Below are 25,290 nucleotides of genomic sequence, written 5' to 3'. Positions count from 1 at the left end.
TGAAGGACAAAAAATGCTGGAAATCAACAACCTGCATGTGAAACTTGAAGAAGAAGACAAGGTTATCCTGCGCGGCGTCAACCTGAAAATCGGCGCAGGCGAGGTGCATGCCATCATGGGGCCGAACGGCTCGGGCAAATCGACGCTGTCTTATGTGCTGTCGGGCCGCGACGGCTATGAGGTGACAGAGGGTTCCGCGACACTTGACGGCGAGGAACTGCTGGAGATGGAGCCCGAGGCGCGTGCTGCGGCAGGTCTGTTTCTGGCGTTTCAATATCCGGTGGAAATCCCCGGTGTCGGCAACATGACCTTCCTGCGCACGGCAGTGAACGCGCAGCGCAAGGCCCGCGGTGAGGCGGAAATCTCGGCAGGCGATTTTCTGAAACTGGTGCGCGAAAAGGCCAAGACGCTGAAAATCGACGCCGAAATGCTGAAACGCCCGGTCAATGTCGGCTTTTCGGGCGGCGAGAAAAAGCGCAACGAGATCCTGCAAATGGCGATGCTGGAGCCGAAGATGTGCATCCTGGATGAGACGGATTCCGGCCTTGACGTTGACGCGATGAAGTTGGTGTCCGAGGGCGTGAATGCTTTGCGCGGGGCAGGGCGTTCGTTCTTGGTTATCACGCATTATCAACGGCTTCTCGATCACATTAAACCTGATGTCGTGCATATCATGGCGGCAGGGCGCATCATCAAAACCGGCGGGCCGGAACTGGCGCTTGAGGTCGAGAACAACGGCTACGCCGATCTTCTGGCGGAGGGTGTCTGATGGCGGTTTTGCAAGCGAAGCAAGACGCTTTGCAAGCGCGGCTTGCGGGTATGCATTTTGCACCCGGCGGTTGGCTTGGGGCGGCGCGCAGCGAGGCTTTGGCGCGGCTGACCGCGATGGGGTTGCCCGGCAAGCGCGATGAATATTGGCGCTACAGCGACCCGACCGGGTTGAACGCGGCAGAGCCTGCACCCGTCAGCCTGTTCGATCCCGGCGATGAGCCTGCTCCGTTCAGCGGCGTGGATCGCCTCAAGATCGTTTTTGTCGATGGCGTGTTCGATGCCAGCCAATCCGACGCACTAGCGCTGGATGGCGTGCAGATCGAACCTCTGTCTTCGGCGGGGCATGCCGATATCCATTGGGCCAGCGGGCTTTATGGCGTGTTAGAGGCGCGCGGGCAAAGCCCGGTGCAGCGACCCTTGGCGGCGCTGAATTCCGCCTTTGCTGCCCAAGGCGTGCTGATCCGTGTGACACAAACGCAGTCGAAGCCGATTTCTCTGATTTACCTGCAGAAATCAGAGACTTCCGATGCGATGCTGCATCATTGCGTGAAAGTGGAGTCTGGCGCCGAAGTAACGATTCTGGAGAATGGTGCTGCTGCGGCGCGGCTTAATCATGTTATGGAAATCGAGGTTGCCGATGGCGCGCGGTTCCACCACATCCGCGCGCAGGGGCGGGCGCACAAGCGCCAAGCGGTGACGCAACTGTTCGGCCGGATTGGTCGCAACGCGGCGTTCAAATCCTTCACGCTGTCCGCAAACGGTCATCTGACCCGCAATGAGGCCATTTTGGAGCTGCTCGGCGCGGATTCTGTGGCGCATGTTGCGGGCGCTGCCTTGGGCGACGGCGATTTCCACCACGATGATACCGTGTTCATCACCCATGCCGCCGAGCGTTGCGAAAGCCGTCAGGTGTTCAAGAAAGTGTTGAAGAACGGCGCAGTCGGGGTGTTTCAGGGCAAGATTCTGGTGAAACAGGGCGCGCAAAAGACCGATGGCTATCAGATCAGCCAGGCCCTGATGCTGGACGACGACAGCCAGTTCCTCGCCAAGCCCGAGCTTGAAATCTACGCCGATGACGTGAAATGCAGCCACGGTTCGACCTCTGGCGCGATTGACGAAACCGCGCTGTTCTACTTGCGCTCGCGCGGTGTGCCTCTGCGGCAGGCGCAATCGCTGCTGGTTCTGGCGTTTCTGGCCGAGGCGATTGACGAGATCGCTGATGCCGAGATTTCCGAAGACATCCGGGCGCGGCTGCAAAGCTGGCTGTCGCGGCACGAGCATTGAATGTCTGTTACAACCGATATCGTGCAGGCGTGGCGGCGGCCGAAAGCGGTGATGCGCCGCCACATGGACCGGCCAAAGTCTGAGCCGTTCGCATTCAGTTTGCTGGTGGCGTTTCTGGTGGTGGCCTTCGTGTCGCTGTGGCCGTTTCTGTCGCGGCAAACCGTGTTGCAACCCGAGGTGCCGATGGTGCAGCGGCTGGTGGCAGCAGGGTTGGCGCTGTTGGCGCTTATCCCGTTCTGGTATCTGTTGGCTGCGATAAGCCATTGGATTGCCAAGGCTTTGGGCGGGCAGTGCGGTCACTATGCAGCGCGGTTGGCGCTGTTCTCGGCATTGCTCGCGGTCTCTCCGGGCCTGTTGCTGCGCGGGTTGGTGGCCGGAATGATTGGGCCAGGGGCGCAACTGCTGCTGGTCGATATCTTGGTCGGGCTTTGCTTTGCCTGGATCTGGATGGCGATGCTGCGGGAAGCGGAGCGTAGCTATGCAGGCTGAGCTGGGGCATCTGATGCAGTTGACACTGCAAAGCCCAAGGGCTGCGGCGCGGCGGCTGATCGACTGGCGGCTGCCCATAGCGGCGATCTGGCTGGGCGTGGGGTTGATGGCGGTGGTTTCGGCGCTGCTGTCGTGCGCTTCACTGCTGCTGGCGCCCGCGCGGGCCGAGGCCGATATGATCGACCCGGCCATTCTGGCCATACTGCAAAATCCGCTGCAGGTGGCTGTGGTGCAGGCGGTGGTGATGGTGGTCATGGCGATGCTGGCACAAGGGGTAGGGCGGAGGTTTGGCGGGCGCGGCCAGTTTGGCGATGCGCTGGTGCTGATCGGCTGGACCGAGGCACTGCTCTGTGTGCTGCAACTGGCGCAGATCGTGCTGATGTTGATCTCACCCGGACTGTCGGCGGCCACCGGCTTGTTCGGGATGGTGTTGTTTATCTGGGTTTTATCCAATTTTATCGCCGAGTTGCATGGATTTGCTTCGGCAGGAAAAGTGCTGTGGGGCATCGTAGCGACGGTGCTGGCGGTCTCGGTTCTGGTAGCGTTCGCTCTGGTGGCATTGGAAGGCTGATCATGTATGACATCGCAAAAATTCGTGCCGATTTCCCGATCCTGTCGCGGCAGGTGAACGGCAAGCCGCTGGTCTATCTTGACAACGGAGCTTCGGCGCAGAAACCGCAAGTGGTGATTGATGCGGTGACGCAGGGTTATGCGATGGAATATGCTAATGTTCACCGGGGCTTACACTATCTTTCTAATCTTGCCACTGACAAGTACGAAGCTGCGCGCGGTAAGATCGCGCGGTTTTTGAACGCCGGATCGGAACATGAGATCGTCTTCACCACCGGCGCGACCGAGGGGATCAATCTGGTCTCGTATGCTTGGGCCGCACCACGGTTCCAGGCCGGCGATGAAATCGTGCTGTCGATCATGGAGCATCACGCCAATATCGTGCCTTGGCATTTCCTGCGCGAACGGCTGGGGGTGGTGCTGAAATGGGTCGAGGTGGATGGCAAGGGCGATCTGGACCCGCAGGCGGTGCTGGATGCGATCACGCCACGCACCAAGCTGATCGCAATCACCCATATGTCCAATGTGTTAGGGACCGTTGTTGATGTAAAATCCATCTGTGATGGCGCGAGGTTGCGAGGGGTTCCGGTGCTGGTCGATGGCAGTCAGGCGGTGGTGCATGGCCCGGTGGATGTGCAGGCCATCGGCTGTGATTTCTATGCGATCACCGGACATAAGCTATACGGACCAAGCGGTTCCGGCGCGATCTTCATTAAACCTGAGAGGATGGCCGAGATGCGGCCATTCCTTGGCGGTGGCGATATGATCCGCGAAGTGTCGCGCGATGCTGTCAGCTATAATGATGCTCCGATGAAGTTCGAAGCTGGCACGCCGGGCATCGTGCAGCAGATCGGCCTGGGCGTGGCGCTGGATTATCTGACGGGCCTTGGTATGGCCAATGTCGCAGCACATGAGCGGGCTTTGCGCGATTATGCCCGTGCTAAACTGGGCGGTTTGAACTGGCTGACGGTGCAGGGAAATTCCGAAACCAAGGGCGCGATCTTCTCTTTTACGCTGCAAGGTCAAGCACATGCGCATGATATCTCAACCGTGCTGGACAAGCGTGGCATTGCCGTGCGGGCGGGCACGCATTGTGCGATGCCGTTGATGCAGCACATGGGTGTCGGCGCCACATGCCGGGCGTCGTTCGGGCTGTATAACACGGTTGAGGAAGTCGATGCGCTGATCTCGGCTTTGGAGCTGTGCCACGAACTTTTCGCATGATTCCGCGTTGCAGCCCAAGGCAGTAGGCGCTATAGCAGTCGCAGGCACCCATAGCTCAGCTGGATAGAGTGTCGCCCTCCGAAGGCGAAGGTCGCACGTTCGAATCGTGCTGGGTGCGCCAAATCCCAATCAGATTGATAAGCAGGGCGCTTGATTTGGATGGATATGTTTAGCTGATAATCAATATTATGTAATGTAGTTACCATCTAGGGCTGGACCGGACCCATCGAAACGCCTATGAACCCGGCAACTTTCACAGGTGGACCGAAAACATGACCTTTAGCCGTCAGATCAAGATTGCGCCGTCTATCCTTGCGGCGGACTTTGCCAACTTTGGTGCGGAATGTCGGGCGATTGAGGCTCAGGGTGCGGATTGGGTGCATGTCGACGTGATGGATGGGCATTTCGTGCCCAACATCACCTTCGGGCCTGCGACCTGTGCGGCAATCCGGCCGCACATCAAGGGCTTTATGGATGTGCATCTGATGATCGCCCCGGTGGACAGCTACATCGAGGCGTTTGCCGAGGCTGGTGCTGATTTGATTTCGGCTCATCTGGAGGCTGGGCCGCATATTCACCGCACCTTGCAAGCCATTCGCGCGACGGGGAAAAAAGCTGGGCTTGCGATCAATCCAGGCACCGGGATCGAGGCTGTGGCGCATTTGCTGGATCTGGTTGATATGGTTTGTGTGATGACTGTTAATCCGGGCTTTGGCGGGCAGAAGTTCATCCATTCACAACTGGATAAGGTGCGGGCGTTGCGCAAGATGATTGGCGATCGGCCGATCCATATCGAGATTGATGGCGGTGTGACGGTGGAAACAGCACCCTTGGTGGTGGCGGCGGGTGCGGATGTGTTGGTGGCGGGGTCGGCGGTGTTCAAGGGTGGCTCGGTGGATAATCCGGGGCCTTATGGCGCGAATATCGCGGCGATCCGGGCTGCGGCAGAGGCTGCGCAGTAGGGCTGCCCTGCCCTGCATTGCGTCTCGACTTCAATCCTTGCGCTGCCTATGATCACATTGGGGATTTTGGACAGGCTAGGATAGATCGTGACAGCAGGTTACACGCTGTTGGTGGATATCGCGCAGGCTGGCAATGCTGATGATGTCTGGCGGCTGGCGACGCGATATTTTGCCTCGCTTGGGTTTGGGCTGGTGAACTATGGCTTCACGCGCTTTCGTTCGACCCGCACGATTGGCGATCCTGATGACGCGCTGTTTCTGACAACCGGCTCGGATGCCTATGCCAAAGGCTATTTCCGCAACGGATTTTACGCCAAAACGCCGGCGTTTCGCTGGGCGCAGAACAATGTCGGGGCTTGCACCTGGACGTGGGTGCGTGAGGCGATGCTCGCGAGCAAGCTGAGTGCCGAGGAGATGGAGACGGTCAAGCACAACGTCGCGGCTGGGATCATCGCGGGGATTTCGATCAGCTTTCCCGAAACCTCGGCACGGGCCAAGGGGGCTTTGGGGTTGATTGCTGATCCGGGCCTGAGCGCCGAGGCGGTGGATCAGATCTTTGCCGACAAGCGGGACGAAATTCTGGCAGTGGCGAATATGCTGCATCTGCGGTTGATCCAGATGCCGTTTTCCAACCGGCGCCGCCCACTGACGACCCGGCAGCGCGAGGCGTTGGAATGGGTGGCCGATGGCAAGACCACGCAGGATGTGGCGCTGTTGATGGGTGTCTCGGCGGCGATGGTGGAAAAGCATCTGCGGCTGGCGCGGGTGACTTTGTCGGTGGACACCACCGCGCAGGCTGTGGCGAAAGCCGCGCTGATGAATCTGATCTTTCAACGCAATCCGATGGATGCAAGTCCGGTTCCTGTCGCCGCAAGGTAAGGATTCCCCGACTAGGCTGACGCTGCGTAAACGGGCAATCTGAAGTTGTTCCGTGAGTGGAGGCCTTGGCCTTTGGGACAGCAGGCGATGTCGGTTTGCATTTTCAGACAGGACATCCCTGCGCAATTTGGGGGGCCGCCCCCTGCCCTAGTCCGGTGTTGCGGCTTATTGCGCCCGCGTCACCCTGAAATGCGCTGATCCTCATCCCCGTGGTGCGGCGCAGGACGGCACAGCCCCCGGAGCTGTGCCGTCTTTTTGTTTTACCAGCAGCTTCCGCGTTTGTGTGGTGCGGTTTTCTTCCCATCTGGGATGCACTTGTGCTTTTCGGCAGATTTCAGGGCATTTTCCACAATATGTAGTGGTGAAATGCAAAAGGGCTGGTGTTGCCACCAGCCCCCTGCCCTGAATTTCAGAAAGATCAGGCCGAAACCATTTTCGCAACTTCGGCTGCGAAATCTTCTTCTTTCTTCTCGATGCCTTCGCCAACGCCCATGCGGACGAAGCCGGTGATGGTGACGCCGGCTTGTTTCGCGGCTTCGGCCACGGTGATATCGGGGTTCATCACGAACATCTGGCCCAACAGGGTGTTCTCGGCGAGGAACTTCTTCATCCGGCCGGGAATGATGTTGTTCTGGATCACCGCATCGGGCTTCGGCTTGGCCGAGGCTGCGTTTTCTTCCAGTGCCTTGCTGGTCTGCACAGCCAATTCACGCTCGACCACAACCGGGTCGAGATCGGCTTCGGACAAAGCCAGCGGGTTGGTGGCGGCGACGTGCATCGCGACTTGCTTGGCGAAGGTGTGATCGCTGCCCGAGATGGCAACCAGCACGCCGATGCGGCCCAGGCCGTCAGCCACAGCGTTGTGGGTGTAGGCGGCGACATGCTCGCCTTCGATCGACGCCATGCGACGCAGGTTCATGTTTTCGCCGATGGTGGCGACAGCTTCGGAGATCACCACATGCACCGGCTGACCAGCGAGATCGGCATTCTTCAGCTCTTCCACGTCTTTGGCGCGGAAAGCGGTTTTGGTGACGTTATGCACCATCGCCTGGAAATCTGCGTTCTTGCCAACGAAGTCGGTTTCCGAGTTGATCTCGACAGCCACGCCATGACCACCCGAGACAGCCACGCCCACGAGGCCTTCGGCGGCCACACGGTCAGCTTTCTTGGCGGCTTTCGCCAGACCCTTGGTGCGCAGCCAATCGACGGCGGCTTCCATGTTGCCATCGGTTTCCACCAAGGCTTTCTTGGCGTCCATCATGCCTGCGCCGGTGCTGTCGCGCAGTTCTTTCACCATTTGTGCGGTGACGGTCATGTCGTCTCTCCTGAAATTCAAGAAATGAGTGCGGCGGGAAACTGGCTTAACCCCATATTCCCGCCGTGTATCAGTCGCGTAACTGCCGATCAGGCGTCAGCGATAGCTTCTTCTTCCGGTGCGGTTTCCAAAGCGCCGAGGTCGATGCCAGCAGCGCCCATCTGGGCCGACATACCGTCCAAAGCGGCCTTTGCGATCAGTTCGCAATAGAGTTGGATCGCACGTGCGGCGTCGTCGTTGCCGGGGATCACGTAATCCACGCCTTTGGGCGAGTTGTTGGTGTCGACGATGCCGACAACCGGGATGCCCAGCTTCTGTGCTTCGAGGATCGCGAGGTCTTCTTTGCCCACGTCCACAACGAAGATCAGATCCGGGGTGCCGCCCATTTCACGGATGCCGCCCAGCGAAGCTTGCAGCTTGGCCTGGTCGCGTTCCATCATCAGACGCTCTTTCTTGGTCAGGCCTTCGCCGCCTGCGCCCAAGAGTTCGTCGATGGTTTTCAGGCGTGCGATCGACTGGGAAACGGTTTTCCAGTTGGTCAGCGTGCCGCCCAGCCAGCGGTGGTTCATGTAGAATTGTGCGCAACGCTCGGCAGCTTCCGCCACCGGCTTTTGAGCCTGGCGCTTGGTGCCGACGAACAGGATGCGGCCGCCCTTGGCGACGGTGTCGCGCACGACTTTCAGCGCCTGATCCAGCAAGGGAACGGTCTGCGTCAGGTCGAGGATGTGGATGCCGTTGCGGTCGCCGTAGATATACGGGCCCATTTTGGGGTTCCAGCGTGCGGTCTGGTGGCCGTAGTGAACGCCTGCTTCCAGCAGCTGGCGCATGGAGAACTCGGGAAGAGCCATGTCTTTTCCTTTTCCGGTTTAATCCTCGGCGAAGCTGTCTTAGACCTGATGGTCCAACCGGCGGAGTTTACGGGATTTCTCCCCGCAAAGCCCAAGCCTCACCTGTGAAGTGAGGCGGCTTTAGCCGAAGCTGTCGGGCGATGCAAGAGAGTTGGGCAGAAATTACGCCTTCATCGCATTTGCACGTTTGGGCGCTAACGGGAAGCTTGCTTATCATGGGAAAGCTGTTTTCCTGACTGGGTTGCCCGAAGGAGTGCGCATGGATTTCGTGGATATGTTGGTGATCGGCTCGGGCCCTGCGGGGCGCAGGGCGGCGGTGCAGTCGGCCAAGCTGGGCAAATCGGTGTTGGTGGTCGACAAGGGGCGGCGGTTGGGCGGGGTTTCGGTGCATACCGGCACGATCCCGTCAAAGACGCTGCGCGAGACGGTGCTGAACCTGTCGGGCTGGCGCGAGCGCGGGTTTTATGGCCGGGGCTACCGGGTCAAGCAGGACATTCAGGCCAGCGATCTGGTGACGCGGCTGCACAAGACGCTGGATCACGAGGTTGAGGTGTTGCAGCACCAGTTCATGCGCAACACGGTGCAAAGCATGTTTGCCACCGCGCGCTTTGTCGGCCCGCATGAGGTGGAATTGACCACCGAGGCCGGTGAGGTCAGCCATATCGGCTTCAAGCACGCGCTGATCGCGGTGGGCACGCGGCCGCATCGGCCTGACAACGTGCCGTTTGACAAGACGCGGGTGTTTGACAGCGATGAGTTTCTGGAGTTGCAAAAGCTGCCGCGCACGCTGACGGTGATTGGGGGCGGCGTGATCGGGGTGGAATATGCCACGATCTTTTCGGCGCTGGATGTGCCGGTGACGCTGATCGAGTCGCGTGACAGCATTCTGGATTTCATCGACCGCGAGATTTGCGACGATTTCATCCATCAGATGCGCGAGCGTGGCATGAACATCCGGCTTGGATCGGCTGTGAAAGATATCGCGGTGGATGACATTGGCGTCACGGTCAGTCTGGCGGATGGGCGGCGGGTGAAGTCGGATGTGCTGCTTTATGCCGCTGGGCGGACGGGGAATGTTGCCAGCCTGAACCTTGAGGCTGTCGGGATTGAGGTCGATGCGCGTGGGCGGTTGCGGGTGGATCCGAAAACCTTCCAAACCTCGAACCCGCATATCTATGCGGCGGGCGATGTGATCGGGTTTCCCTCGCTGGCCTCAACCTCGATGGAGCAAGGCCGGGTTGCGGCCTGTCATGCCTTTGGCATCACCCTGCCGCCTGCGCCCGAGACCTTTCCCTATGGCATCTATGCGGTGCCCGAGATTTCCACGGTGGGCATGTCAGAAGAACAGGTGCGCGCCGAGGGCATTGCCTATGAATGCGGCATCGCGCGGTTTCGCGAAACCTCGCGCGGGCATATCATGGGGGTGGCGGCAGGCTTCCTGAAGCTGATTTTCGACGTGAACACCCGGCGGTTGCTGGGCGCGCATATCGTCGGCGAAGGCGCAACCGAGTTGATCCATATCGGCCAGGCGGTGATCAATCTGAAGGGCACAGTGGATTTCTTTGTCGAGAACACCTTCAACTATCCGACCCTGGCCGAGGCTTATAAAGTGGCAGGATTGGATGCGTGGAACCGGATGGGGCAAGCGTAACGGCCGATCGACATGCAGGCGCTTGCTTGCAACAAGGTCGGGGTGGAGACAGGAAACACATCGCGTTTCCCCGCCCGCGTGGGCGGATTGCCTCTGAAGTCACGTCAGCGAGAAAACAACTGAGGCCAGCGCCCGACCCGGCGGGCGAGAAGCGCCCGCCATCGGCGGGTCGGGCGCTGGCCGGGCCTTTGAGGCCCGGCGGCTTCAGCCGCAGACGCACCGCATGGCGAAGGCGCTGGCCTTCGCCAGATTGTCCCAGGTGAATGTCGCACAGCCCGAAGGCGGGGTGATGCCCTGACCGATTACGTTTGCTCAGCGCAAATTAGCGGCTTTACCTGCGCCGCCCCGGACTTGATCCGGGGCCTCTCCGCTACCCCCGAGGCCCCGGATCAAGTCCGGGGCGGCAAAGGGAATGGATGGCAAGACGACAAGCCTTGAAACTCAGCACTATCCTTGCGATGACACCGACATGACACCAGACATCCTTTGCATCGGTTCCGTGCTGTGGGACATCATCGGCCGCTCGTCCATCGCGATGCGGCTTGGCTCTGACGTGCCGGGGCGGATCACGCGGCTGCCGGGGGGCGTGGCGATGAATATCGCGATGACGCTCGCCCGCTTTGGCCTGACCCCTGCCCTGCTCTCTGCCGTGGGGCAGGATGAGGAAGGCCATGAGTTGGTGGCCGCCTGTCAGCGCATGGGCATGATCACCGATCAGCTTTACCGATCAGAGGATCTGCCGACCGACATCTATATGGCGATCGAGGGCGCAAACGGGTTGATTGCGGCCATTGCCGATGCACATTCGCTGGAAGCCGCAGGCGACAAGATTTTGCGCCCCTTGGCCGATGGCCGGTTGGGCACGGCAGAGCATCCGTGGGCGGGGATGGTGGCGCTGGACGGCAATCTGACAGTTGCACTGTTGTCCGAGATCGCGCATTCGCCGCTGTTCGCGCGCGCCGATCTGCGCGTGGCGCCAGCAAGCCCTGGAAAAGCCGAGCGTTTGTTGCCGCTGCTGCATCACCCGAGTGCAACGCTTTACGTCAATCTGGAAGAAGCCCGCCTGATCGGAAAAGCCAATTACGCCGATGCGCCCGAGGCAGCGGCAGGCTTGCTGGCGCATGGGGCAGCTCGGGTTCTCGTCACCAACGGCGGCCAGCTTTGCGCCGAAGGCACGCAAGGCATGGGCGTGATTTCGGCAGCGCCGCCGCCGGTGATGGTCACGCGGATCACCGGCGCGGGCGATACTTTCATGGCCGCGCATATCGTGGCCGACCGTCGCGGCGATGCGCGCGAAGCTGCCCTTGCGGCGGCTCTTGCCGCGGCCGCAGCTTATGTTTCAGGAGAACAACCGTCATGACACTCGACCTTTTGCAATTCTCGCCCGAGGTTGCGGCCGCCCGCGCCGCAGGCACGGCCATTGTGGCGCTGGAATCGACGATCATCACGCATGGGATGCCGTTTCCGCAAAACGTCGAAGCCGCCCGCGCCGTTGAAGCCGAGATTCGCGCCCAAGGGGCGACACCTGCGACGATTGCGGTGATGGGCGGGCGTATCCTGATCGGCTTGACGGATCAGCAACTGGACGATCTGGGTCAGGCGAAAGCGGTGATGAAGATTTCGCGCGCTGACATTGCCGCCTGTATCGCGCGGGGCGCGGTTGGGGCGACCACGGTGGCGGCGACGATGATCTGTGCGCGGCTGGCGGGGATTGATGTGTTTGCCACCGGCGGCATTGGTGGGGTGCATCGCGGGGCCGAGACCTCGTTTGACATCTCGGCAGACCTGCCGGAATTGGGCGAGACCGCGGTGACGGTGATCGCGGCGGGGGCGAAGGCCATTCTCGATCTGCCGAAAACGCTGGAATATCTGGAAACCAAGGGCGTGCCGGTGATCGCCTATGGTCAGGATGCTTTCCCGGCGTTCTGGTCGCGGGATTCCGGGCTGAAGGCGCCGCTGCGGATGGATACAGCGGCAGAAATTGCGGCGGCGCAACTGATGCGGACGCGGCTCGGGCTGCCGGGTGGGCAGTTGGTGGCCAATCCGATCCCGGTGGAATCGGAAATTCCGCGCGCCGAGATCAATCCGGCCATCGAGCAGGCTTTGGCCGAGGCCGAGGCGCAGGGCATTGCCGCCAAAGAGGTGACGCCCTTCCTGTTGCAGCGGATTTTTGAGCTGACCGAGGGGCGGTCGCTGGTGTCGAACATCGCCCTTGTTTTGAACAACGCCCGACTTGGTGCGGCGATTGCGCGCGAAATTGTCAAGCAACGCGGCTGAGGCCATTGTGATGCCGCGCGGGGCTGCTTAGGTTCCTCGCAACCAAGGAGAGTTCATGGCTGACCCGACCCCGCGCCGATCTTTGTTTGCCGGCTTTCGTGCGTCTTTTCTGACCGGTCTGGTGGTTGTGCTGCCGGTGGGCCTGACGATCTATGTCGTCTGGGGGGTGATCGGCTACATCGACGGTTGGATCCTCCCGCTGATCCCCAGCTATTACCAACCCGAGGCGATCTTGCACCGCACCTTTGGCCCCGAGGTGGATTTTCCGGTGCGCGGCGTGGGCGTGCTGGTGTTTCTGGTGTTCACCGCGTTGGTGGGCTGGCTTGCGCGCGGGTTCATCGGGCGGTCGGTGATGCGGAAAGCCGAGACGGTGGTGGACAGGGTGCCGCTGGTGCGCTCGGTCTATTCGGGGTTGAAACAGATCACCGAGACGTTCTTTGCCAAGTCTGAGAAAAGTTTTGACCGCACCTGCTTGGTGGAATTCCCTAGGCCCGGTTATTGGGCGGTGGGCATGGTGGCGACAACGCCGAAGGGTGAGATTGCGGCAAAGCTGCCGGGGGGCAATCCGATGGTGGCGGTGTTTGTCGGCCTGACGCCGATGACCTCGGGGATGTTGCTGTTCGTGCCCGAGAAGGATGTGATTTTTCTGGACATGAAGGCGGATGAGGCGGTGAAGATGATCGTCTCGGCCGGGTTGGTCTATCCGCAGTCACGGGACGCTGTGGCGGCGATTGCGGCGCGGTAGGCGCAGGTTCTCCGCTCGAATTTACGCGCTTCTTCTTGCCCGGAATCAAGGCGCTTTAGCGCCGCCGGGCCGCGCCCGACCTCCCCCCGGGAGGGCGCGTCTGCAACGCTGCCAGCAGAACTTCGGGGGGAGTACTTGAACCATAAACCGCCTAGAACCAGCCTTGGCGCGCCATCCCGAGGTCGGGCGCGGCCCTGTGTTGCGCCCTACAACGCCGTCCAGCCGCCATCGACCGAGATCGTGGTGCCTGTGACCTGATCTGCCGCGGGCGAGCAGAGATAGACGGTGGTGCCGCCGATTTGTTCCACCGTGGCGAACTGGCGCGAGGGTTGGCGCAAGAGCATGACCTCGCGGATCACGGTTTCGCGGTCCATGCCATGCACCTTCATCTGATCGGGGATTTGCGCCTCGACCAAGGGTGTCAGCACATAGCCGGGGCAGATCGCGTTGCAGGTGATGCCTTGGCCTGCGGTTTCCAGCGCCACGGTTTTGCTCAGTCCCACCACGCCATGTTTGGCGGCGATATAGGCGGATTTGAACGGGCTGGCGGTCAGCCCATGCGCCGAGGCGATGTTGACCACCCTGCCCCAACCTTTCGCGCGCATGGCAGGCAAAGCCGCGGCGGTGGTGTGGAACGCCGAAGTCAGGTTGATCGCGATGATCTGATCCCATTTCTCGGTGGGAAATTCATCAACCGGGGCGACAAACTGAATGCCTGCGTTGTTCACCAGAATATCGCAACCGCCTGCCTTTTCGATCAGGGCGCGGCAATCGGCACCTTTGGACATGTCGGCGGCGATGTAGCGCGCCTGCACGCCATGCCGCTTGCCCAGATCAGCCGCCAAGGCGTGATCTTCGGCGCGGTCGGTGAAGCTGTTCAAGATCACCTCGGCCCCGGCGCGGGAGAGTTCCTCGGCCACGCCCAGCCCGATGCCAGAATTTGACCCGGTGATGATCGCGCGTTTTCCTGCCAGCATGTCGGCCTCCCTGTTTTGCGCAAGGCTACATGCTGCGCTTGCGAAGGAAAGCCCAAAGCCAAAAAAAACGCCCGCACGAAGCGGGCGTTAAGTTATTGAGGCAGGTTTCATACAGGCAAGAAACCTATCGAGCAGTAGGTATCTTATAGCGTTATTGGCGGCGCTCTCCAAGTTAAAAGTTTGAAAAGGTTGGATTGCCCGCATAGGTTGGGCCTCAATAAAAACAGGCTGCGGGGGATTGTTGCCAGAATGAACCGGGATTTTTTCGCTATTTTGCGCAAGCTTGGGCTTGGTTTGGCACTGGCGGGCAGCATTGGTTTCGGGGGGGGATTCGCGCAAGCAGCACCTACCCATGCCATCGCTATGTATGGCGAACCCGCTCTGCCACCGGATTTTGTGTCGCTGCCCTATGCCAACCCGGATGCCCCCAAGGGTGGCCGCTTTGTGGTGGGTGAGAACGGCAGTTACGATTCGATGAACCCGTTCATCGTGAAGGGGCGCGCGCCGACGGGGATCTCGCTCTACACCACCGAGACGCTGATGGGGCGATCTTTGGACGAGCCGTTCTCGCTTTACGGGATTCTGGCCGAATCGGTCGAGACCGACCCTGCCCGCACTTACGTAGAATTTACCCTGCGTGAGGGCGCCCGATTCTCGGACGGCAGCGCGGTGACGGTGGAAGATGTGCTGTGGTCGTTCGAAACCTTGGGAACACAGGGCAATCCGCGCTATGCCCCGGCCTATCAGGCGGTGGCGAAGGCCGAGAAAACCGGTGACAGGAAAGTGAAGTTCACCTTCAACACCCAGAACCGCGAGTTGCCGTTGTTGCTGGCGCTGCGGCCGATTTTGAAAAAGGCGCAGTGGGAAGGCCGGGATTTTAGTGCGACGACAATGGAGCCGCCGATTGGCTCTGGCCCCTATGTGGTCGATAAATTCGAGGCCGGGCGCTATGTGAGCTACAAGAAAAACCCGGATTGGTGGGGCAAGGATTTGCCGTTCTATCGGGGCATGCACAATTTCGATGAGATCCGGGTGGAGTACTTCGGCAACCCGGATGTGCATTTCGAGGCGTTCAAGTCGGGCGACCTCGGCAGTTTCCGCGAGACCAACCCGGTGAAATGGGCGCAGAACTATGGCTTTCCGGGCGTGGTTGCGGGCGATGTGGTGAAGGTGGAAATTCCGCATCAGCGCCCGTCGGGAATCGACGGCTTTGTGTTCAACACCCGTAAGCCAATTTTTGCCGATTGGCGGGTGCGGCAGGCGCTGACTGACGTGTTCAACTTCGAACTGATCAACCAGACCATCAATGGCGGTGCTGTGCCGCGAATCAGCAGCTATTACGGCAATTCGGAACTGGCGGGCGATGTGGCGAACCCGGCGCAGGGCAAGGTGCTGGCGCTGCTGGAGCCTTACAAAGCCGATCTGCCGCCGGGAGCGATTGAGGGCGCGGCCCTGCCCGTCTCGGATGGCAAGCCCGCCAACCGGGCGAATTTGCGCAAGGCCAATGCGCTGTTAGAGGAAGCCGGATGGACGGTGCAGGATGGGGTGTTGAAGAATGCCCAAGGTGCGCCGTTCAGCTTTGAAATCCTGCTTACCAATGGCGCGGATGATTACATTGCGGCGGCGAATATCTATGTGCAGGCGCTGGCGCAGGTGGGTATTCAGGCCAAGCTGACCACGGTGGATGCGGCGCAGTATACCGAGCGCACCAACGTTTATGATTTTGACATGACGCAGCAGGTCGTGGCGCTGAGCCTGTCACCGGGAACGGAACAGTTGCGCTATTTTGGCGGTCCGAATGGGGCAGCGCCTGGGTCGCGCAACTGGGCGGGGATCAATGCGCCGGCGGTGGATGGGTTGATTGCGACCATGCTGGCCTCGACCGATCGGGGCGATTTTGTTGCGGCGGTGCAGGCTTTGGACCGGGTTTTGACCGATGGCCGCTATGTCATCCCGATCTGGTATCAGAATATTGGCCGGATCGCCCATGCCAAGCAGTTGCATTTCCCCGAGAAATTGCCAATTTACGGCGACTGGCCGGGGTTTCAGCCCGAGGTCTGGTGGTATCAGGAGTAGGCCGATGCGCAAGCTGATGATGGTGGTGGTGCTGGTGGCACTGGCGGGTTGTGCCACGGTGGATGGCATGGGGCGCGACGTGTCGGCGGGCGCGCAGCGGGTGGGCGGCTGGTTCAACTAGCGGCGTGGTGCGTGCAAGCACGCACCCTACGGGCGGCTTGTGTCTTACGTGGTCGCGGCGGGCTGATCGCGCAAGCGGATCACCGTGACCGAACAAGCCGCTTCGGCGACGACTTTGGCAGAAACCGAGCCGAGATAGCGCCGCGTGGCGGAATGGCCGCGCGCGCCCATCAGGATATGATCGGCGCGGTTGGCTTCGGCGTGATCAATGATCGCGGCGGCGGGGTCGGAGTTTTCAAGAATGGTGTAGGTCAGCCGATCATCGGACAGATCAATGCCCTCGGCCCAGGTTTTCAGCCCGACCAGACGCGCGACATGCAGGTTGGTGCCGGCATCGTCGGTGGTGGCATCAATGCCGATGCGGGCGGTCTTGATCACGTTGACACAAGCGACGCGGGCATCGGGGCGGTTGACCAGCATCCGCTTGATTTGCAGATGGATGGCTTGCGCCAAAGGCTCGGCCTCGGGTGACAGATCAACGGCGACCAGCAGGATCGGCGCGCGTTCCATCTGAGCGGCAACGGTGGGTGGCGCGGCAAAGGCGCGCAGGTTGCGCATCTTGCGCCAGCGGCGGAACACGGCCAAGCGGCCATCGCGCTGAAGTTTGTGCGCGCGGGGTGTCAGGCGCACCTGCATCGGATGTGCGAGGTCAAACATCATTTGCGCGGCGGATTGGTAGCGGTTGGCAGGATCAACCTCGAGCGCACGCAGAATGATTTCTTGCAGCCATTCCGGGATTTCGGCCCGCAAGGCACGCGGCGGCAGCGGATCGCGCCAGAGCCTTTGTTTGACCTGTGACAGCTTTTCCGGCTGACCAAATGGCATCTTTCCCGTCGCCAATTCATAGATCATCGCGCCCAAGGCGTAGAGGTCCGAGCGCAGATCGCCCCGCTGGCGCAGGAATTGTTCCGGCGCGATGTAGGGGAAGGTGCCCATCGGGATGGTGAATTCTTCGGCCAGAAGATCGGGCAACTGGTCATGGCGCGACAGGCCGTAGTCGATCAGCACCATTTCACCACTGGGGCGTTGCAGGAAGTTGTCGGGCTTCAGATCCAGATGGATCACATGTTGGCGGTGGATGTCGTGCAGCGCCTCGGCCATGCGGGCGGCGAGTTCGATCACCTCGGCCAAGGGGCGCGGGGCGCGTTTGAAATGCTGGAACATCGACGCGCCGGGGATGCGTTCGGTGACGATGTAGGGCATCACCGCGAAATCGCCCTGCCCCATCACCCGCGGCACATGCACGCCCGTCAGCCGCGGCATGATCATCTGTTCCACCTCGAAGCCCACGATGGTCGGGCCATCATAGCCATCGAGGATGGTCGGCACCTTCATCACCATCGGCGTGCGGTAAAGCGCGTGGGTCACATCCCAGATCGTGGCGAACCCACCCTGATGCAATTGTTCGCCCAGCGTGAAGCCGTCAATCTCCAGCCCGGGATGTGGTCTGACAGGCATTCAAATCCCCTTCATCAGGCGCTGTGCCAAAGCCTCGGGCAGGCCAGCCTCGCGCGATTTGCGCGCGGTGGTGGTGGCATCATAGGCGGTGCGGCGAAAGCATAATTCGTTGCGGGCGCGGTCGAGGATGGCATAGCTGGCAAGCGTGCTGCCATCACGCGGCTGACCGACAGAACCGATCACCCCCAGCCAGCGGCGTGATTGAAGGAGTGGCATCGGATGGCCCGTGGGCACCGCGAGGTGACTTACCCGGCCTGTCAGATCGCAGGAGTAAAGCGCCGCGCGGTGGACATGGCCGCAAAAGATCAACCGCGCACCCGAGACCAGAAAGCTGGGGCGGGCGGTGGATTCGCTGGTGACATAAAGCCAATCGCCTGGATCATTGGCCGAGGCATGGGTGAACAGCGTGTCGCCATCTTCGACCGTCAGCGGCAGATCGGAGAGGAACAGTTTTTGCCGCGCGTTCAGGCGGTTGACCGTCCAGTCGATCACGCGGCGGGCGTTGGCGTTCAGGATATTGTCGGGCGTGGTGACGGCGCGGTCGTGATTGCCGCGCAGGGCGATTGCGCCCTTGGCCACCAGAGATTCCACCTGATCCACGCACCAGCCGGGATCGGGACCATAGCCGACGATATCACCCAGAAACACAAGGCGGTCGATCTGGCGCTGGGAAAGATCGGCCAGCACAGCCTCGAACGCCTCGCGGTTGGCGTGGATATCGGTCAACAAGGCCAGACGCATCAACTTCTCCCCTGCGCCACAGTGATATGGTTCAAAGTGCAGGGTCAAGGGAGCGCGCGAGGTTGGCGTCCCGGATTTGAACTGTTGAAGCAGCTGAGGACTAACGCCAAGCCGTCAGCAAACTCTGCGGGGCAGAGTTTGTAGGCTTGTTGCTCAAAAGCCGGCAGGCGTTGAGCAAGGGGTGTTGGCCCAAAACCGACGGCTGGAAATCTGGCTGCGGCTGCCTGGGCTGGCGCGGTAACGCGCCTGCCGGGGGCAGGCAGGCGCGGCCAGATTTGTTTGCGAACAAATCTGGCAAGAAAGACTCGCGTTTTGACGTGCCCTACGCCAGCGATGTAACCCACAGGATCGTCGCGTCTTCCTGGCTGAGGCTAATCACATTATGCCCCATCGAGGCATCGTAATAGGCGCTATCGCCGCGGCGCAGATCGACCGGTTCGTAGAATTCAGTGTAAAGCCGGATCACCCCGGTCAGCACGAACAGAAATTCCTCGCCCTCATGGCGCACCCAGCCGTCAAAATCCTCCATCGCGCGGGCGCGGATGGTGGCGCGGTAGGGCAGCATCTGCTTTTTGGTCAAAGACCCAGCCAGCAGTTCATGCTCGTAAGTGGTGGTGGCATGGGCCGAGCCCTCGCCAGATTTTGTCACCACGATGCGGCCCGAGACCTGCGGTGCCTGCGCGGGCGTGAACAGTTGCGGCACCGAGACGCCCATCCCCTGCGCAAGCTTTTTCAGCGCCTCATAGGTCGGAGACATCTGGCCGTTTTCGATCTTGGACAGGGTGGATCGCGCCAGCCCTGCCTGCACCGAAGCCTGCTCCAGCGTCCAACCCTTGGCCTTGCGCAATTCGCGCACGCGGATGCCCAAGTCCAGCGGCTCGGGTGCGCTTGCACCGGCCTCGGCACCCGTCTCGCGGGCAATGCGGATCATGCGTTTTGGGTCGCTGGACATCGGGCTTCCTTTCGGCTTTGCTTACGGCAAGGCGGGCTTGCGTGCAACCAATGCAAAGCGGCTGTGCAGGGATGCGGATTGCAGCGGCGCGCGGATGGCGGTATCCAACTGAACCATTCGGTTCGAATGGTTCCCTGTTTTCGGAGCCTTTGCGATGATCCGCCTTGATATCTTCTCTGATCCGGTCTGCCCGTGGTGCCTGATCGGCAAAGCCAATCTGGACCGCGCGCTGGAGGCGCATCCCGATCATCCGTTCCAGATCGCCTGGCATCCGTTTCAGTTGAACCCCGATATGCCGGTGGAAGGGGTCGAAAAGCGCCCCTATCTGGTGGCGCGTTTTGGCGGTGAGGCGAAGGTCGATCAGATCCACAACCACCTGCGCGATATGGCGCAAAAGGCCGGTGTTGCGATGGACCCGGACAAGCCCGAGATGCTGCCCAACACGATGAACGCGCATCGGATGATCCATTGGGCAGGGATTGAGGGCAAACAGGCGGCGATGGTCTCGGCGCTGTTCCGGGCCTATTGGCGCGACGGGCGCGACATTGGCGATATTGAGGAATTGACCGATATTGCCGAGGAAATCGGCATGGACCCTGCGGCCGTGGCGCGCCTTTTGGCGACGGATGCCGATCTTGACGATCTGCGCGCCCGCGATGTGGATGCGCGCAAAAAGGGTGTGACGGCGGTGCCAACCTTCCTGATCGCGCAACAATACGTCGTCTCTGGCGCACAACCGCCCGAGGTCTGGGCGCAGGTGATCGAGGAATTGGTGGCGAAGGCAAAGGCCGATCAGGCATGATCCTTGCGCATTTGCCTTCCGGCTATCTGCTTGCACGCGGTGCGGGCCATCGCCGGGGCGTGATGCTGGTGGCTGCGCTGGTGGGGGCGGTGCTGCCGGATTTTGATATGCTCTGGTTCTGGTTCGTCGACCATTCCGAGCATCACCATCGCTTTTGGCCGCATATTCCCGCCGTTTGGGCCGCCGTCGCATTGATCACCCTGCCCTTGGCCCGCAAGCTGCGCCCTGCGTGGTATGCGCCTTTGGCCATGGGCTTTGTCGGCGTGCTGCTGCATCTGATCCTGGATACGTGGGTGGGCAGCGTCATGTGGCTTTGGCCCTATTCTGATACCTTTTTCCAACTCTTCACCGTGCCCGCGACGCAATCGCATTGGGTGCTTTCCTTCCTGCTGCATTGGACGGTCTTGGCGGAAGTCGCCATCATCCTGGCTGCTGCAGTGGTCTATTTTCGTACGGAAAGAAGCTGACATGACGCCGACCAAACCGATCTCGCAGGGCGAGTTCATCGCCCTGACGGCAGCCTTGTTCGCCATGGTGGCGATCTCGATTGATGCGATGCTGCCTGCGCTGCCGGAAATTGCGGCGGCTTTGTCGCCCGATGCGCCGAACCGGGCGCAGTTGGTGATCACCAGCTTCGTGTTCGGTATGGGGCTGGGCACGCTGTTTGTCGGACCTTTGTCGGATGCCTATGGCCGCAAGCCGGTGATCTATGCCGGAGCCGGGCTTTACGCGCTGGCGGCATTGGCGTGCTATTTCGCCAACTCGCTGGAGAGCTTGCTGATCGCGCGGGTGCTGCAAGGCATCTCGGTCTCGGCCGCACGGGTGGTGTCGATGGCGATCATGCGCGACATGTTCAAGGGCCGCGAGATGGCCAAGATCATGTCGTTCGTGATGATGGTGTTCATCATGGTGCCTGCCGTGGCCCCGTTGATGGGGCAAGGTATTATCGCGCTCGCCGGATGGCAGGCGATTTTCCTTGTCTACATCCTGGTGGTGGCGGTGGTGATGCTGTGGTTCGGGCTGCGGCAGGTGGAAACGCTGGCGATAGAACACCGCCGCCCGCTGGATCTGCGCGCGCTATGGGCCTCGACGCGCGAGTTGTTTACCCACCGCGTCGTGGTGGTGTCGATTGCTGCGCAGACGCTGACGATGGCGGCGTTGTTTGGCTGCCTGTCGTCGATGCAGGGAATTTTCGAGCAACGCTTTGACCGCGCCGACAGCTTTCCGCTGTGGTTTGCATTTATCGCGCTGGGGTCGGCTTCGGGTAGTATCATCAACTCGCGCGTGGTGATGCGGCTGGGGATGCGGCTGGTGGCGACGCTGGCCTATGCGTCGGTGCTGGGGCTGACGCTGGTGCTGTTGGCGCTGATGCTGGCCGGATGGCTGCCCGAGGCTTGGGCGTTTCCGGCGCATATCTTGTGGAGCATTGGCCTCTTTTCGATGATGTCGATGACGATGGGCAACCTGAACGCGCTGGCGATGGAGCCTGTGGGCCATATTGCGGGCCTTGCGGCCTCGGTGATGACGGCGGTGGCGACGGTGCTGTCGGTGGTGCTGGCGGTGCCGGTGGGGCTGATGTTTGACGGCACGGCGCTGCCGCTGATGATCGGCGCTGCGGTGTTCATCGCGGGCGCACTGGCGCTGATGCGGGTGATCAAGCGCTGATCGACAGGTTCGATTGGTGAAAACGCGCCCCGGTTGGGGCGCGTTTTATTTTGCCTTCACGATCTTTTCCGCGAGATCGCGGGCGATGTTGAACGCGCCCTTGATGCGATCGGATTCGGATTTCATCTCGCCCATCAGCACAATCTTGTTGCCGCTGATCTTGGCTGCCGGGCCCTGTGCCTTGATGAATTCAACCAAGCCCGCAGGGTTGCCGAATTTGTCATTGTGGAATTGCACGGTCGCCCCCTTGGCCCCGGCATCAATACGGGCAATCCCTGCCCGCTTGCACATCGACTTGATGCGCACGATCAGCATCAGGGTGTTGACCTCTTTCGGGATCGGACCGAAACGGTCGATCAATTCGGCCGCGAACCCTTCCAGTTCCACCTTGGTGGCAAGGCTGGACAGGCGACGATACAGGCCCAAGCGGATGTCCAGATCGGGGATGTAGGATTCCGGGATCATCACCGGCACGCCAAGGTTGATCTGCGGCGACCACTGATCGTCAACGGCGCTCAGGCCCTGCAGTTCGCCGGATTTGATCTTGGCAATCGTGTCTTCAAGCATGGACTGGTAGAGCTCGTAGCCGACTTCCTTGATATGGCCCGACTGTTCCTCGCCGAGCAGGTTGCCCGCGCCGCGCAGGTCAAGGTCATGGCTGGCGAGGTTGAACCCGGCACCGAGGCTGTCGAGTGAGCCCATCAGGCGCAGGCGTTTGATCGCTTGCGGGGTCAGCGGGCTGCGTGGTTTTGTCGTGAGATAACAATAGGCTCGGGTCTTGGATCGCCCCACCCTGCCCCTGATCTGGTACAGTTGTGCAAGACCAAACATATCGGCACGATGCACGATCATGGTGTTGGCGGTGGGAATATCCAGACCGGATTCAACGATGCTGGTGGCGATCAGCACATCATATTTGCCGTCGTAGAATTCGTTCATCCGCTCATCCAGATCGCCTGCGGCAAGCTGGCCGTGGGCCACCACGTAAGACACTTCGGGCACGTGGGTTTTCAGGAAATCCTCGATGTCATGCAGGTCAGAGATGCGCGGCACGACATAGAAACTCTGCCCACCGCGGAAGCGTTCGCGCAGCAGCGCCTCACGGATGGTGATGGTGTCGAACTCGGACACATAGGTGCGGATCGCCAAGCGATCCACCGGCGGCGTGGCGATGATCGACAGATCGCGCACGCCGGTCAGCGACAGTTGCAGCGTCCTCGGGATCGGCGTGGCGGTAAGGGTCAGCACGTGGACTTCCGAGCGCATTTCCTTCAGGCGTTCTTTGTGGCTGACGCCGAAATGCTGTTCTTCGTCGATCACCAGCAGGCCAAGGTTCTTGAAGCGGATGCTTTTCGCCAGCAGTGCATGGGTGCCGACAACGATATCGACCCGGCCCTCGGCCATCTCAGCGCGGGTGATGTTGGCGTCTTTGGCCGAGACGAACCGGCTAAGAGGCTTAATGTTGATCGGGAAGCCCCGGAAGCGTTCGACAAAGCTGCGGTAGTGCTGACGGGCGAGCAAAGTGGTCGGGCAGATCACTGCCACCTGCATTCCGGCAAGGGCCGCGACAAACGCCGCGCGCATGGCGACTTCGGTTTTTCCAAAGCCCACGTCGCCCACCACAAGCCGATCCATCGGTGAGCCTTTTTCCAGATCGGCCACCACATCGGCGATGGCGGCAAGCTGGTCGTCGGTTTCAGTATAGGGGAAGCGGGCAGAAAAGGCCTCCCATATGCTATGCGGCGCTTCCAGAATCGGCGCGTGGCGCAGGGCGCGTTCGGCGGCGATGCGCATCAGCTTGTCGGCAATCTCGCGGATGCGCTGTTTCAGCTTGGCCTTCTTGGCCTGCCAAGCCCCGCCGCCGAGACGGTCAAGCAGGCCATCTTCGTGGCCGTAGCGGCTGAGCAGTTCGATATTCTCGACGGGAAGATAAAGCTTAGCATTTTCAGCATATTCCAAGGCGACGCAAGCATGGGGCGCGCCGAGGGCGGTGATGGTTTCCAGCCCCAGATAGCGGCCGACGCCGTGTTCGACATGCACCACCAGATCGCCGACGCTGAGGGTGTCCACCTCGCGCAGGAAGTTGTCGGCCTTGCGTTTCTTGCGCGGTTTGGCCACCAGACGGTCGCCCAGCACGTCTTGTTCCGAGATCACCGCAAGGCCGGGGGCGGTAAAGCCAGCCTCCAGCGCCCAGATCATCAGGAACAGCCCGCCGCGGCCTTCGGGCAGATCGCGGAAATCCTTGATTTCGCGTGCGTGATGCAGGCCTTGGTCGTCGAGCAGACCCTTCAACCGCTCACGCGCGCCATCTGACCACGAGGCGATCACCACCTGCGCGTCTTTAGACAGAGCTTTAACATGATCGGACAAGGCGCTGAACAGGCTGATATTTTCCTGCTGCCGTTCAGGCGCAAAGCTGCGGCCAATCCGGCCTTGGGCATCCAGCACGCCCGGACCTGGGGCTTGTGGCAGCGGCGACAATTGCACCACGCGATGATCGGCGATGGCGGCTTCCCAAGCGTTGTCGTCGAGGTAGAGCAAACCGGGGGCTGAGGGTTTGTAAACCGAATCCATCCGGCCCTTGGCGGTCATCGCCTCGGCGCGGGCATCATACTGGTCTTCGATGCCTTCCCAACGCGAGACGCGCGCGGGTGTCACCTGATCATCCAAGACCACCGAAGCCTTTGGCAGATAATCGAAAATCGTCTCTAACCCTGCATGGAAGAACGGCAGCCAATGCTCCATCCCCTGATGCTTGCGGCCAGCCGAGACTGCCTCATACAACGGATCGTCCGAGCCGCCTGCGCCAAATTCCACCCGGTAATTCTGCCGGAAGCGCGCAATCGCGGCATCGTCCAGGATCACCTCGGACATTGGGGCAAATTCCACCGCTTTCAGCTTTTCGGTGGTGCGCTGGCTGACCGGATCGAAGCGGCGGGCGCCATCCAGCACGTCGCCGAAGAAATCGAGCCGCACCGGGCCGCCATCGCCGGGGGGGTAAATATCGACAATACCGCCCCGAATGGCGAAATCGCCGGGTTCGGCCACGGTCGAGACCGGCGAAAAGCCCATGCGGGCGAGGAAGCCTTTTAGTTGCGCCTCGTCCACCCGGTCGCCAACGCGGGCGACGAAGGATGCGGTTTGCATCACGCCGCGCGCAGGCAGGCGCTGCATCGCGGCGTTGAGCGTGGTCAGCAGCACGAACGGACCGCTGAAGCCCGAAGCCAGCGTGGCCAGTGTGGACATCCGCCGCGCCAGAATCTCGGGGTTGGGCGAGATGCGGTCGTAGGGCAAGCAATCCCAGGCGGGCAGATCCAGCACCACGGTTTCGGGCGCGAAAGCCGCCAGACCTGCGCGCATCGCCTCCATCCGCTTGTCATCGCGGGCGACATGGATCACCGATGCGCCGCGCGCCAGTTCGCGCGCCAGCAGTTTGGCGTCGTAACCTTCGGGCGCGCCGCCAAGGATGATGCGCTCGGCCACG

At 61.0% G+C, this 25,290-nt stretch carries 23 protein-coding genes and 1 tRNA gene; 17 read left to right on the top strand and 7 right to left on the bottom strand.

Going from position 1 to position 25,290, the window contains the following annotated elements:
- Positions 1-13: 13 nt before the first annotated feature.
- The 8 genes from sufC (at position 14) to ACFOGH_RS04200 (ending at position 6,179) form a co-directional block, all read left to right on the top strand.
- Positions 14-769, top strand: coding sequence for a Fe-S cluster assembly ATPase SufC (gene sufC / locus ACFOGH_RS04235; protein WP_380071821.1), 756 nt, complete (start codon positions 14-16; stop codon positions 767-769).
- A complete protein-coding gene (gene sufD / locus ACFOGH_RS04230; protein ID WP_380071820.1) occupies positions 769-2,055 on the top strand; it encodes a Fe-S cluster assembly protein SufD in 1,287 nt (428 codons plus the stop codon). The genes sufC and sufD overlap by 1 nt, the downstream gene beginning before the upstream one ends.
- On the top strand, positions 2,056-2,544 hold the full coding sequence (locus tag ACFOGH_RS04225; RefSeq protein WP_380071819.1) for a YIP1 family protein: 489 nt from the start codon (positions 2,056-2,058) through the stop codon (positions 2,542-2,544).
- Positions 2,534-3,115, top strand: a complete 582-nt coding sequence (locus ACFOGH_RS04220; protein WP_380071818.1) for a YIP1 family protein — start codon at positions 2,534-2,536, stop codon at positions 3,113-3,115. Before ACFOGH_RS04225 ends, ACFOGH_RS04220 begins: the two co-directional genes overlap by 11 nt.
- Positions 3,116-3,117: 2 nt before the next feature.
- Positions 3,118-4,338: a cysteine desulfurase gene (locus ACFOGH_RS04215; protein WP_380071817.1), complete on the top strand. Its 1,221-nt coding sequence runs from the start codon at positions 3,118-3,120 to the stop codon at positions 4,336-4,338.
- A gap of 44 nt (positions 4,339-4,382) precedes the next feature.
- Positions 4,383-4,459 (top strand) — tRNA-Arg (locus ACFOGH_RS04210).
- A gap of 151 nt (positions 4,460-4,610) precedes the next feature.
- Positions 4,611-5,300: a ribulose-phosphate 3-epimerase gene (gene rpe, locus ACFOGH_RS04205; RefSeq protein WP_380071816.1), complete on the top strand. Its 690-nt coding sequence runs from the start codon at positions 4,611-4,613 to the stop codon at positions 5,298-5,300.
- 87 nt (positions 5,301-5,387) lie between these two features.
- On the top strand, positions 5,388-6,179 hold the full coding sequence (locus ACFOGH_RS04200; protein WP_380071815.1) for a helix-turn-helix transcriptional regulator: 792 nt from the start codon (positions 5,388-5,390) through the stop codon (positions 6,177-6,179).
- 418 nt (positions 6,180-6,597) lie between these two features.
- Here ACFOGH_RS04200 and tsf read toward each other — a convergent pair whose 3' ends face one another.
- Together tsf and rpsB are read right to left on the bottom strand one after the other, a co-directional pair.
- Positions 6,598-7,494, bottom strand: a complete 897-nt coding sequence (gene tsf, locus ACFOGH_RS04195) for a translation elongation factor Ts (protein ID WP_380071814.1) — start codon at positions 7,492-7,494, stop codon at positions 6,598-6,600.
- 89 nt (positions 7,495-7,583) lie between these two features.
- Entirely contained in the window at positions 7,584-8,342 is a 759-nt protein-coding gene (gene rpsB / locus ACFOGH_RS04190) for a 30S ribosomal protein S2 (protein WP_380071813.1), read from the bottom strand.
- A gap of 259 nt (positions 8,343-8,601) precedes the next feature.
- Here rpsB and sthA point away from each other — a divergent pair, with 259 nt between their 5' ends.
- The 4 genes from sthA to ACFOGH_RS04170 all read left to right on the top strand — a co-directional run bounded on the left by sthA (position 8,602) and on the right by ACFOGH_RS04170 (position 13,015).
- The gene (gene sthA, locus ACFOGH_RS04185; RefSeq protein ID WP_380071812.1) at positions 8,602-9,993 is read left to right on the top strand and encodes a Si-specific NAD(P)(+) transhydrogenase; all 1,392 of its coding nucleotides are present in this window, start codon (positions 8,602-8,604) and stop codon (positions 9,991-9,993) included.
- 469 nt (positions 9,994-10,462) lie between these two features.
- Positions 10,463-11,353: a PfkB family carbohydrate kinase gene (locus ACFOGH_RS04180; RefSeq protein WP_380071811.1), complete on the top strand. Its 891-nt coding sequence runs from the start codon at positions 10,463-10,465 to the stop codon at positions 11,351-11,353.
- On the top strand, positions 11,350-12,270 hold the full coding sequence (locus ACFOGH_RS04175; RefSeq protein WP_380071810.1) for a pseudouridine-5'-phosphate glycosidase: 921 nt from the start codon (positions 11,350-11,352) through the stop codon (positions 12,268-12,270). Before ACFOGH_RS04180 ends, ACFOGH_RS04175 begins: the two co-directional genes overlap by 4 nt.
- A 55-nt stretch (positions 12,271-12,325) precedes the next feature.
- Positions 12,326-13,015 (top strand): DUF502 domain-containing protein, encoded by a 690-nt coding sequence (locus ACFOGH_RS04170; RefSeq protein ID WP_380071809.1) that lies wholly within the window; start codon positions 12,326-12,328, stop codon positions 13,013-13,015.
- 206 nt (positions 13,016-13,221) lie between these two features.
- Here ACFOGH_RS04170 and ACFOGH_RS04165 read toward each other — a convergent pair whose 3' ends face one another.
- Positions 13,222-13,992 (bottom strand): 3-hydroxybutyrate dehydrogenase, encoded by a 771-nt coding sequence (locus tag ACFOGH_RS04165; RefSeq protein ID WP_380071808.1) that lies wholly within the window; start codon positions 13,990-13,992, stop codon positions 13,222-13,224.
- Positions 13,993-14,241: 249 nt separating this feature from the next.
- Between ACFOGH_RS04165 and ACFOGH_RS04160 the strand changes: the two genes are divergently transcribed.
- Positions 14,242-16,068: an extracellular solute-binding protein gene (locus tag ACFOGH_RS04160; protein ID WP_380071807.1), complete on the top strand. Its 1,827-nt coding sequence runs from the start codon at positions 14,242-14,244 to the stop codon at positions 16,066-16,068.
- Between the two features lie 4 nt (positions 16,069-16,072).
- Positions 16,073-16,189 (top strand): entericidin EcnA/B family protein, encoded by a 117-nt coding sequence (locus ACFOGH_RS04155; protein ID WP_380071806.1) that lies wholly within the window; start codon positions 16,073-16,075, stop codon positions 16,187-16,189.
- 44 nt (positions 16,190-16,233) lie between these two features.
- Here ACFOGH_RS04155 and ACFOGH_RS04150 read toward each other — a convergent pair whose 3' ends face one another.
- The 3 genes from ACFOGH_RS04150 to ACFOGH_RS04140 all read right to left on the bottom strand — a co-directional run bounded on the left by ACFOGH_RS04150 (position 16,234) and on the right by ACFOGH_RS04140 (position 19,339).
- On the bottom strand, positions 16,234-17,646 hold the full coding sequence (locus ACFOGH_RS04150; RefSeq protein ID WP_380071805.1) for a serine/threonine protein kinase: 1,413 nt from the start codon (positions 17,644-17,646) through the stop codon (positions 16,234-16,236).
- The gene (locus tag ACFOGH_RS04145; protein WP_380071804.1) at positions 17,647-18,387 is read right to left on the bottom strand and encodes a metallophosphoesterase family protein; all 741 of its coding nucleotides are present in this window, start codon (positions 18,385-18,387) and stop codon (positions 17,647-17,649) included.
- A 322-nt stretch (positions 18,388-18,709) separates the two neighbouring features.
- A complete protein-coding gene (locus ACFOGH_RS04140; RefSeq protein ID WP_380071803.1) occupies positions 18,710-19,339 on the bottom strand; it encodes a helix-turn-helix domain-containing protein in 630 nt (209 codons plus the stop codon).
- Positions 19,340-19,493: 154 nt separating this feature from the next.
- Between ACFOGH_RS04140 and ACFOGH_RS04135 the strand changes: the two genes are divergently transcribed.
- From ACFOGH_RS04135 to ACFOGH_RS04125, 3 genes are read left to right on the top strand one after another with little or no spacing between them, the layout of a single operon-like run.
- Positions 19,494-20,141, top strand: a complete 648-nt coding sequence (locus ACFOGH_RS04135; RefSeq protein ID WP_380071802.1) for a DsbA family oxidoreductase — start codon at positions 19,494-19,496, stop codon at positions 20,139-20,141.
- Entirely contained in the window at positions 20,138-20,608 is a 471-nt protein-coding gene (locus tag ACFOGH_RS04130; RefSeq protein ID WP_380071801.1) for a metal-dependent hydrolase, read from the top strand. The genes ACFOGH_RS04135 and ACFOGH_RS04130 overlap by 4 nt, the downstream gene beginning before the upstream one ends.
- Before the next feature lies 1 nt (position 20,609).
- Positions 20,610-21,806, top strand: a complete 1,197-nt coding sequence (locus tag ACFOGH_RS04125) for an MFS transporter (protein ID WP_380071800.1) — start codon at positions 20,610-20,612, stop codon at positions 21,804-21,806.
- A gap of 45 nt (positions 21,807-21,851) precedes the next feature.
- Here ACFOGH_RS04125 and mfd read toward each other — a convergent pair whose 3' ends face one another.
- Entirely contained in the window at positions 21,852-25,289 is a 3,438-nt protein-coding gene (gene mfd, locus ACFOGH_RS04120; protein WP_380071799.1) for a transcription-repair coupling factor, read from the bottom strand.
- Between the last annotated feature and the right edge of the window lies 1 nt (position 25,290).

Origin of the sequence: Cypionkella sinensis, from assembly GCF_042646385.1 — a bacterium.
In the GTDB taxonomy this organism is placed as follows: domain Bacteria; phylum Pseudomonadota; class Alphaproteobacteria; order Rhodobacterales; family Rhodobacteraceae; genus Cypionkella; species Cypionkella sinensis.
This window is presented reverse-complemented; position numbering and strand designations above follow the sequence as displayed.

What these genes read in the sequence shown, in the direction of transcription:
- sufC (WP_380071821.1), top strand. Translation starts at nt 14, where the DNA reads ATGCTGGAAATCAACAACCTGCATGTGAAACTTGAAGAAGAAGACAAG.
- ACFOGH_RS04135 (WP_380071802.1), top strand. Translation starts at nt 19,494, where the DNA reads ATGATCCGCCTTGATATCTTCTCTGATCCGGTCTGCCCGTGGTGCCTG.
- ACFOGH_RS04180 (WP_380071811.1), top strand. Translation starts at nt 10,463, where the DNA reads ATGACACCAGACATCCTTTGCATCGGTTCCGTGCTGTGGGACATCATC.
- ACFOGH_RS04125 (WP_380071800.1), top strand. Translation starts at nt 20,610, where the DNA reads ATGACGCCGACCAAACCGATCTCGCAGGGCGAGTTCATCGCCCTGACG.
- ACFOGH_RS04225 (WP_380071819.1), top strand. Translation starts at nt 2,056, where the DNA reads ATGTCTGTTACAACCGATATCGTGCAGGCGTGGCGGCGGCCGAAAGCG.
- ACFOGH_RS04220 (WP_380071818.1), top strand. Translation starts at nt 2,534, where the DNA reads ATGCAGGCTGAGCTGGGGCATCTGATGCAGTTGACACTGCAAAGCCCA.
- ACFOGH_RS04130 (WP_380071801.1), top strand. Translation starts at nt 20,138, where the DNA reads ATGATCCTTGCGCATTTGCCTTCCGGCTATCTGCTTGCACGCGGTGCG.
- rpsB (WP_380071813.1), bottom strand. Translation starts at nt 8,342, where the DNA reads ATGGCTCTTCCCGAGTTCTCCATGCGCCAGCTGCTGGAAGCAGGCGTT.
- sthA (WP_380071812.1), top strand. Translation starts at nt 8,602, where the DNA reads ATGGATTTCGTGGATATGTTGGTGATCGGCTCGGGCCCTGCGGGGCGC.
- ACFOGH_RS04215 (WP_380071817.1), top strand. Translation starts at nt 3,118, where the DNA reads ATGTATGACATCGCAAAAATTCGTGCCGATTTCCCGATCCTGTCGCGG.
- ACFOGH_RS04150 (WP_380071805.1), bottom strand. Translation starts at nt 17,646, where the DNA reads ATGCCTGTCAGACCACATCCCGGGCTGGAGATTGACGGCTTCACGCTG.
- ACFOGH_RS04160 (WP_380071807.1), top strand. Translation starts at nt 14,242, where the DNA reads ATGAACCGGGATTTTTTCGCTATTTTGCGCAAGCTTGGGCTTGGTTTG.
- ACFOGH_RS04140 (WP_380071803.1), bottom strand. Translation starts at nt 19,339, where the DNA reads ATGTCCAGCGACCCAAAACGCATGATCCGCATTGCCCGCGAGACGGGT.
- ACFOGH_RS04165 (WP_380071808.1), bottom strand. Translation starts at nt 13,992, where the DNA reads ATGCTGGCAGGAAAACGCGCGATCATCACCGGGTCAAATTCTGGCATC.
- sufD (WP_380071820.1), top strand. Translation starts at nt 769, where the DNA reads ATGGCGGTTTTGCAAGCGAAGCAAGACGCTTTGCAAGCGCGGCTTGCG.
- ACFOGH_RS04155 (WP_380071806.1), top strand. Translation starts at nt 16,073, where the DNA reads ATGCGCAAGCTGATGATGGTGGTGGTGCTGGTGGCACTGGCGGGTTGT.
- ACFOGH_RS04175 (WP_380071810.1), top strand. Translation starts at nt 11,350, where the DNA reads ATGACACTCGACCTTTTGCAATTCTCGCCCGAGGTTGCGGCCGCCCGC.
- ACFOGH_RS04170 (WP_380071809.1), top strand. Translation starts at nt 12,326, where the DNA reads ATGGCTGACCCGACCCCGCGCCGATCTTTGTTTGCCGGCTTTCGTGCG.
- ACFOGH_RS04145 (WP_380071804.1), bottom strand. Translation starts at nt 18,387, where the DNA reads ATGCGTCTGGCCTTGTTGACCGATATCCACGCCAACCGCGAGGCGTTC.
- tsf (WP_380071814.1), bottom strand. Translation starts at nt 7,494, where the DNA reads ATGACCGTCACCGCACAAATGGTGAAAGAACTGCGCGACAGCACCGGC.
- rpe (WP_380071816.1), top strand. Translation starts at nt 4,611, where the DNA reads ATGACCTTTAGCCGTCAGATCAAGATTGCGCCGTCTATCCTTGCGGCG.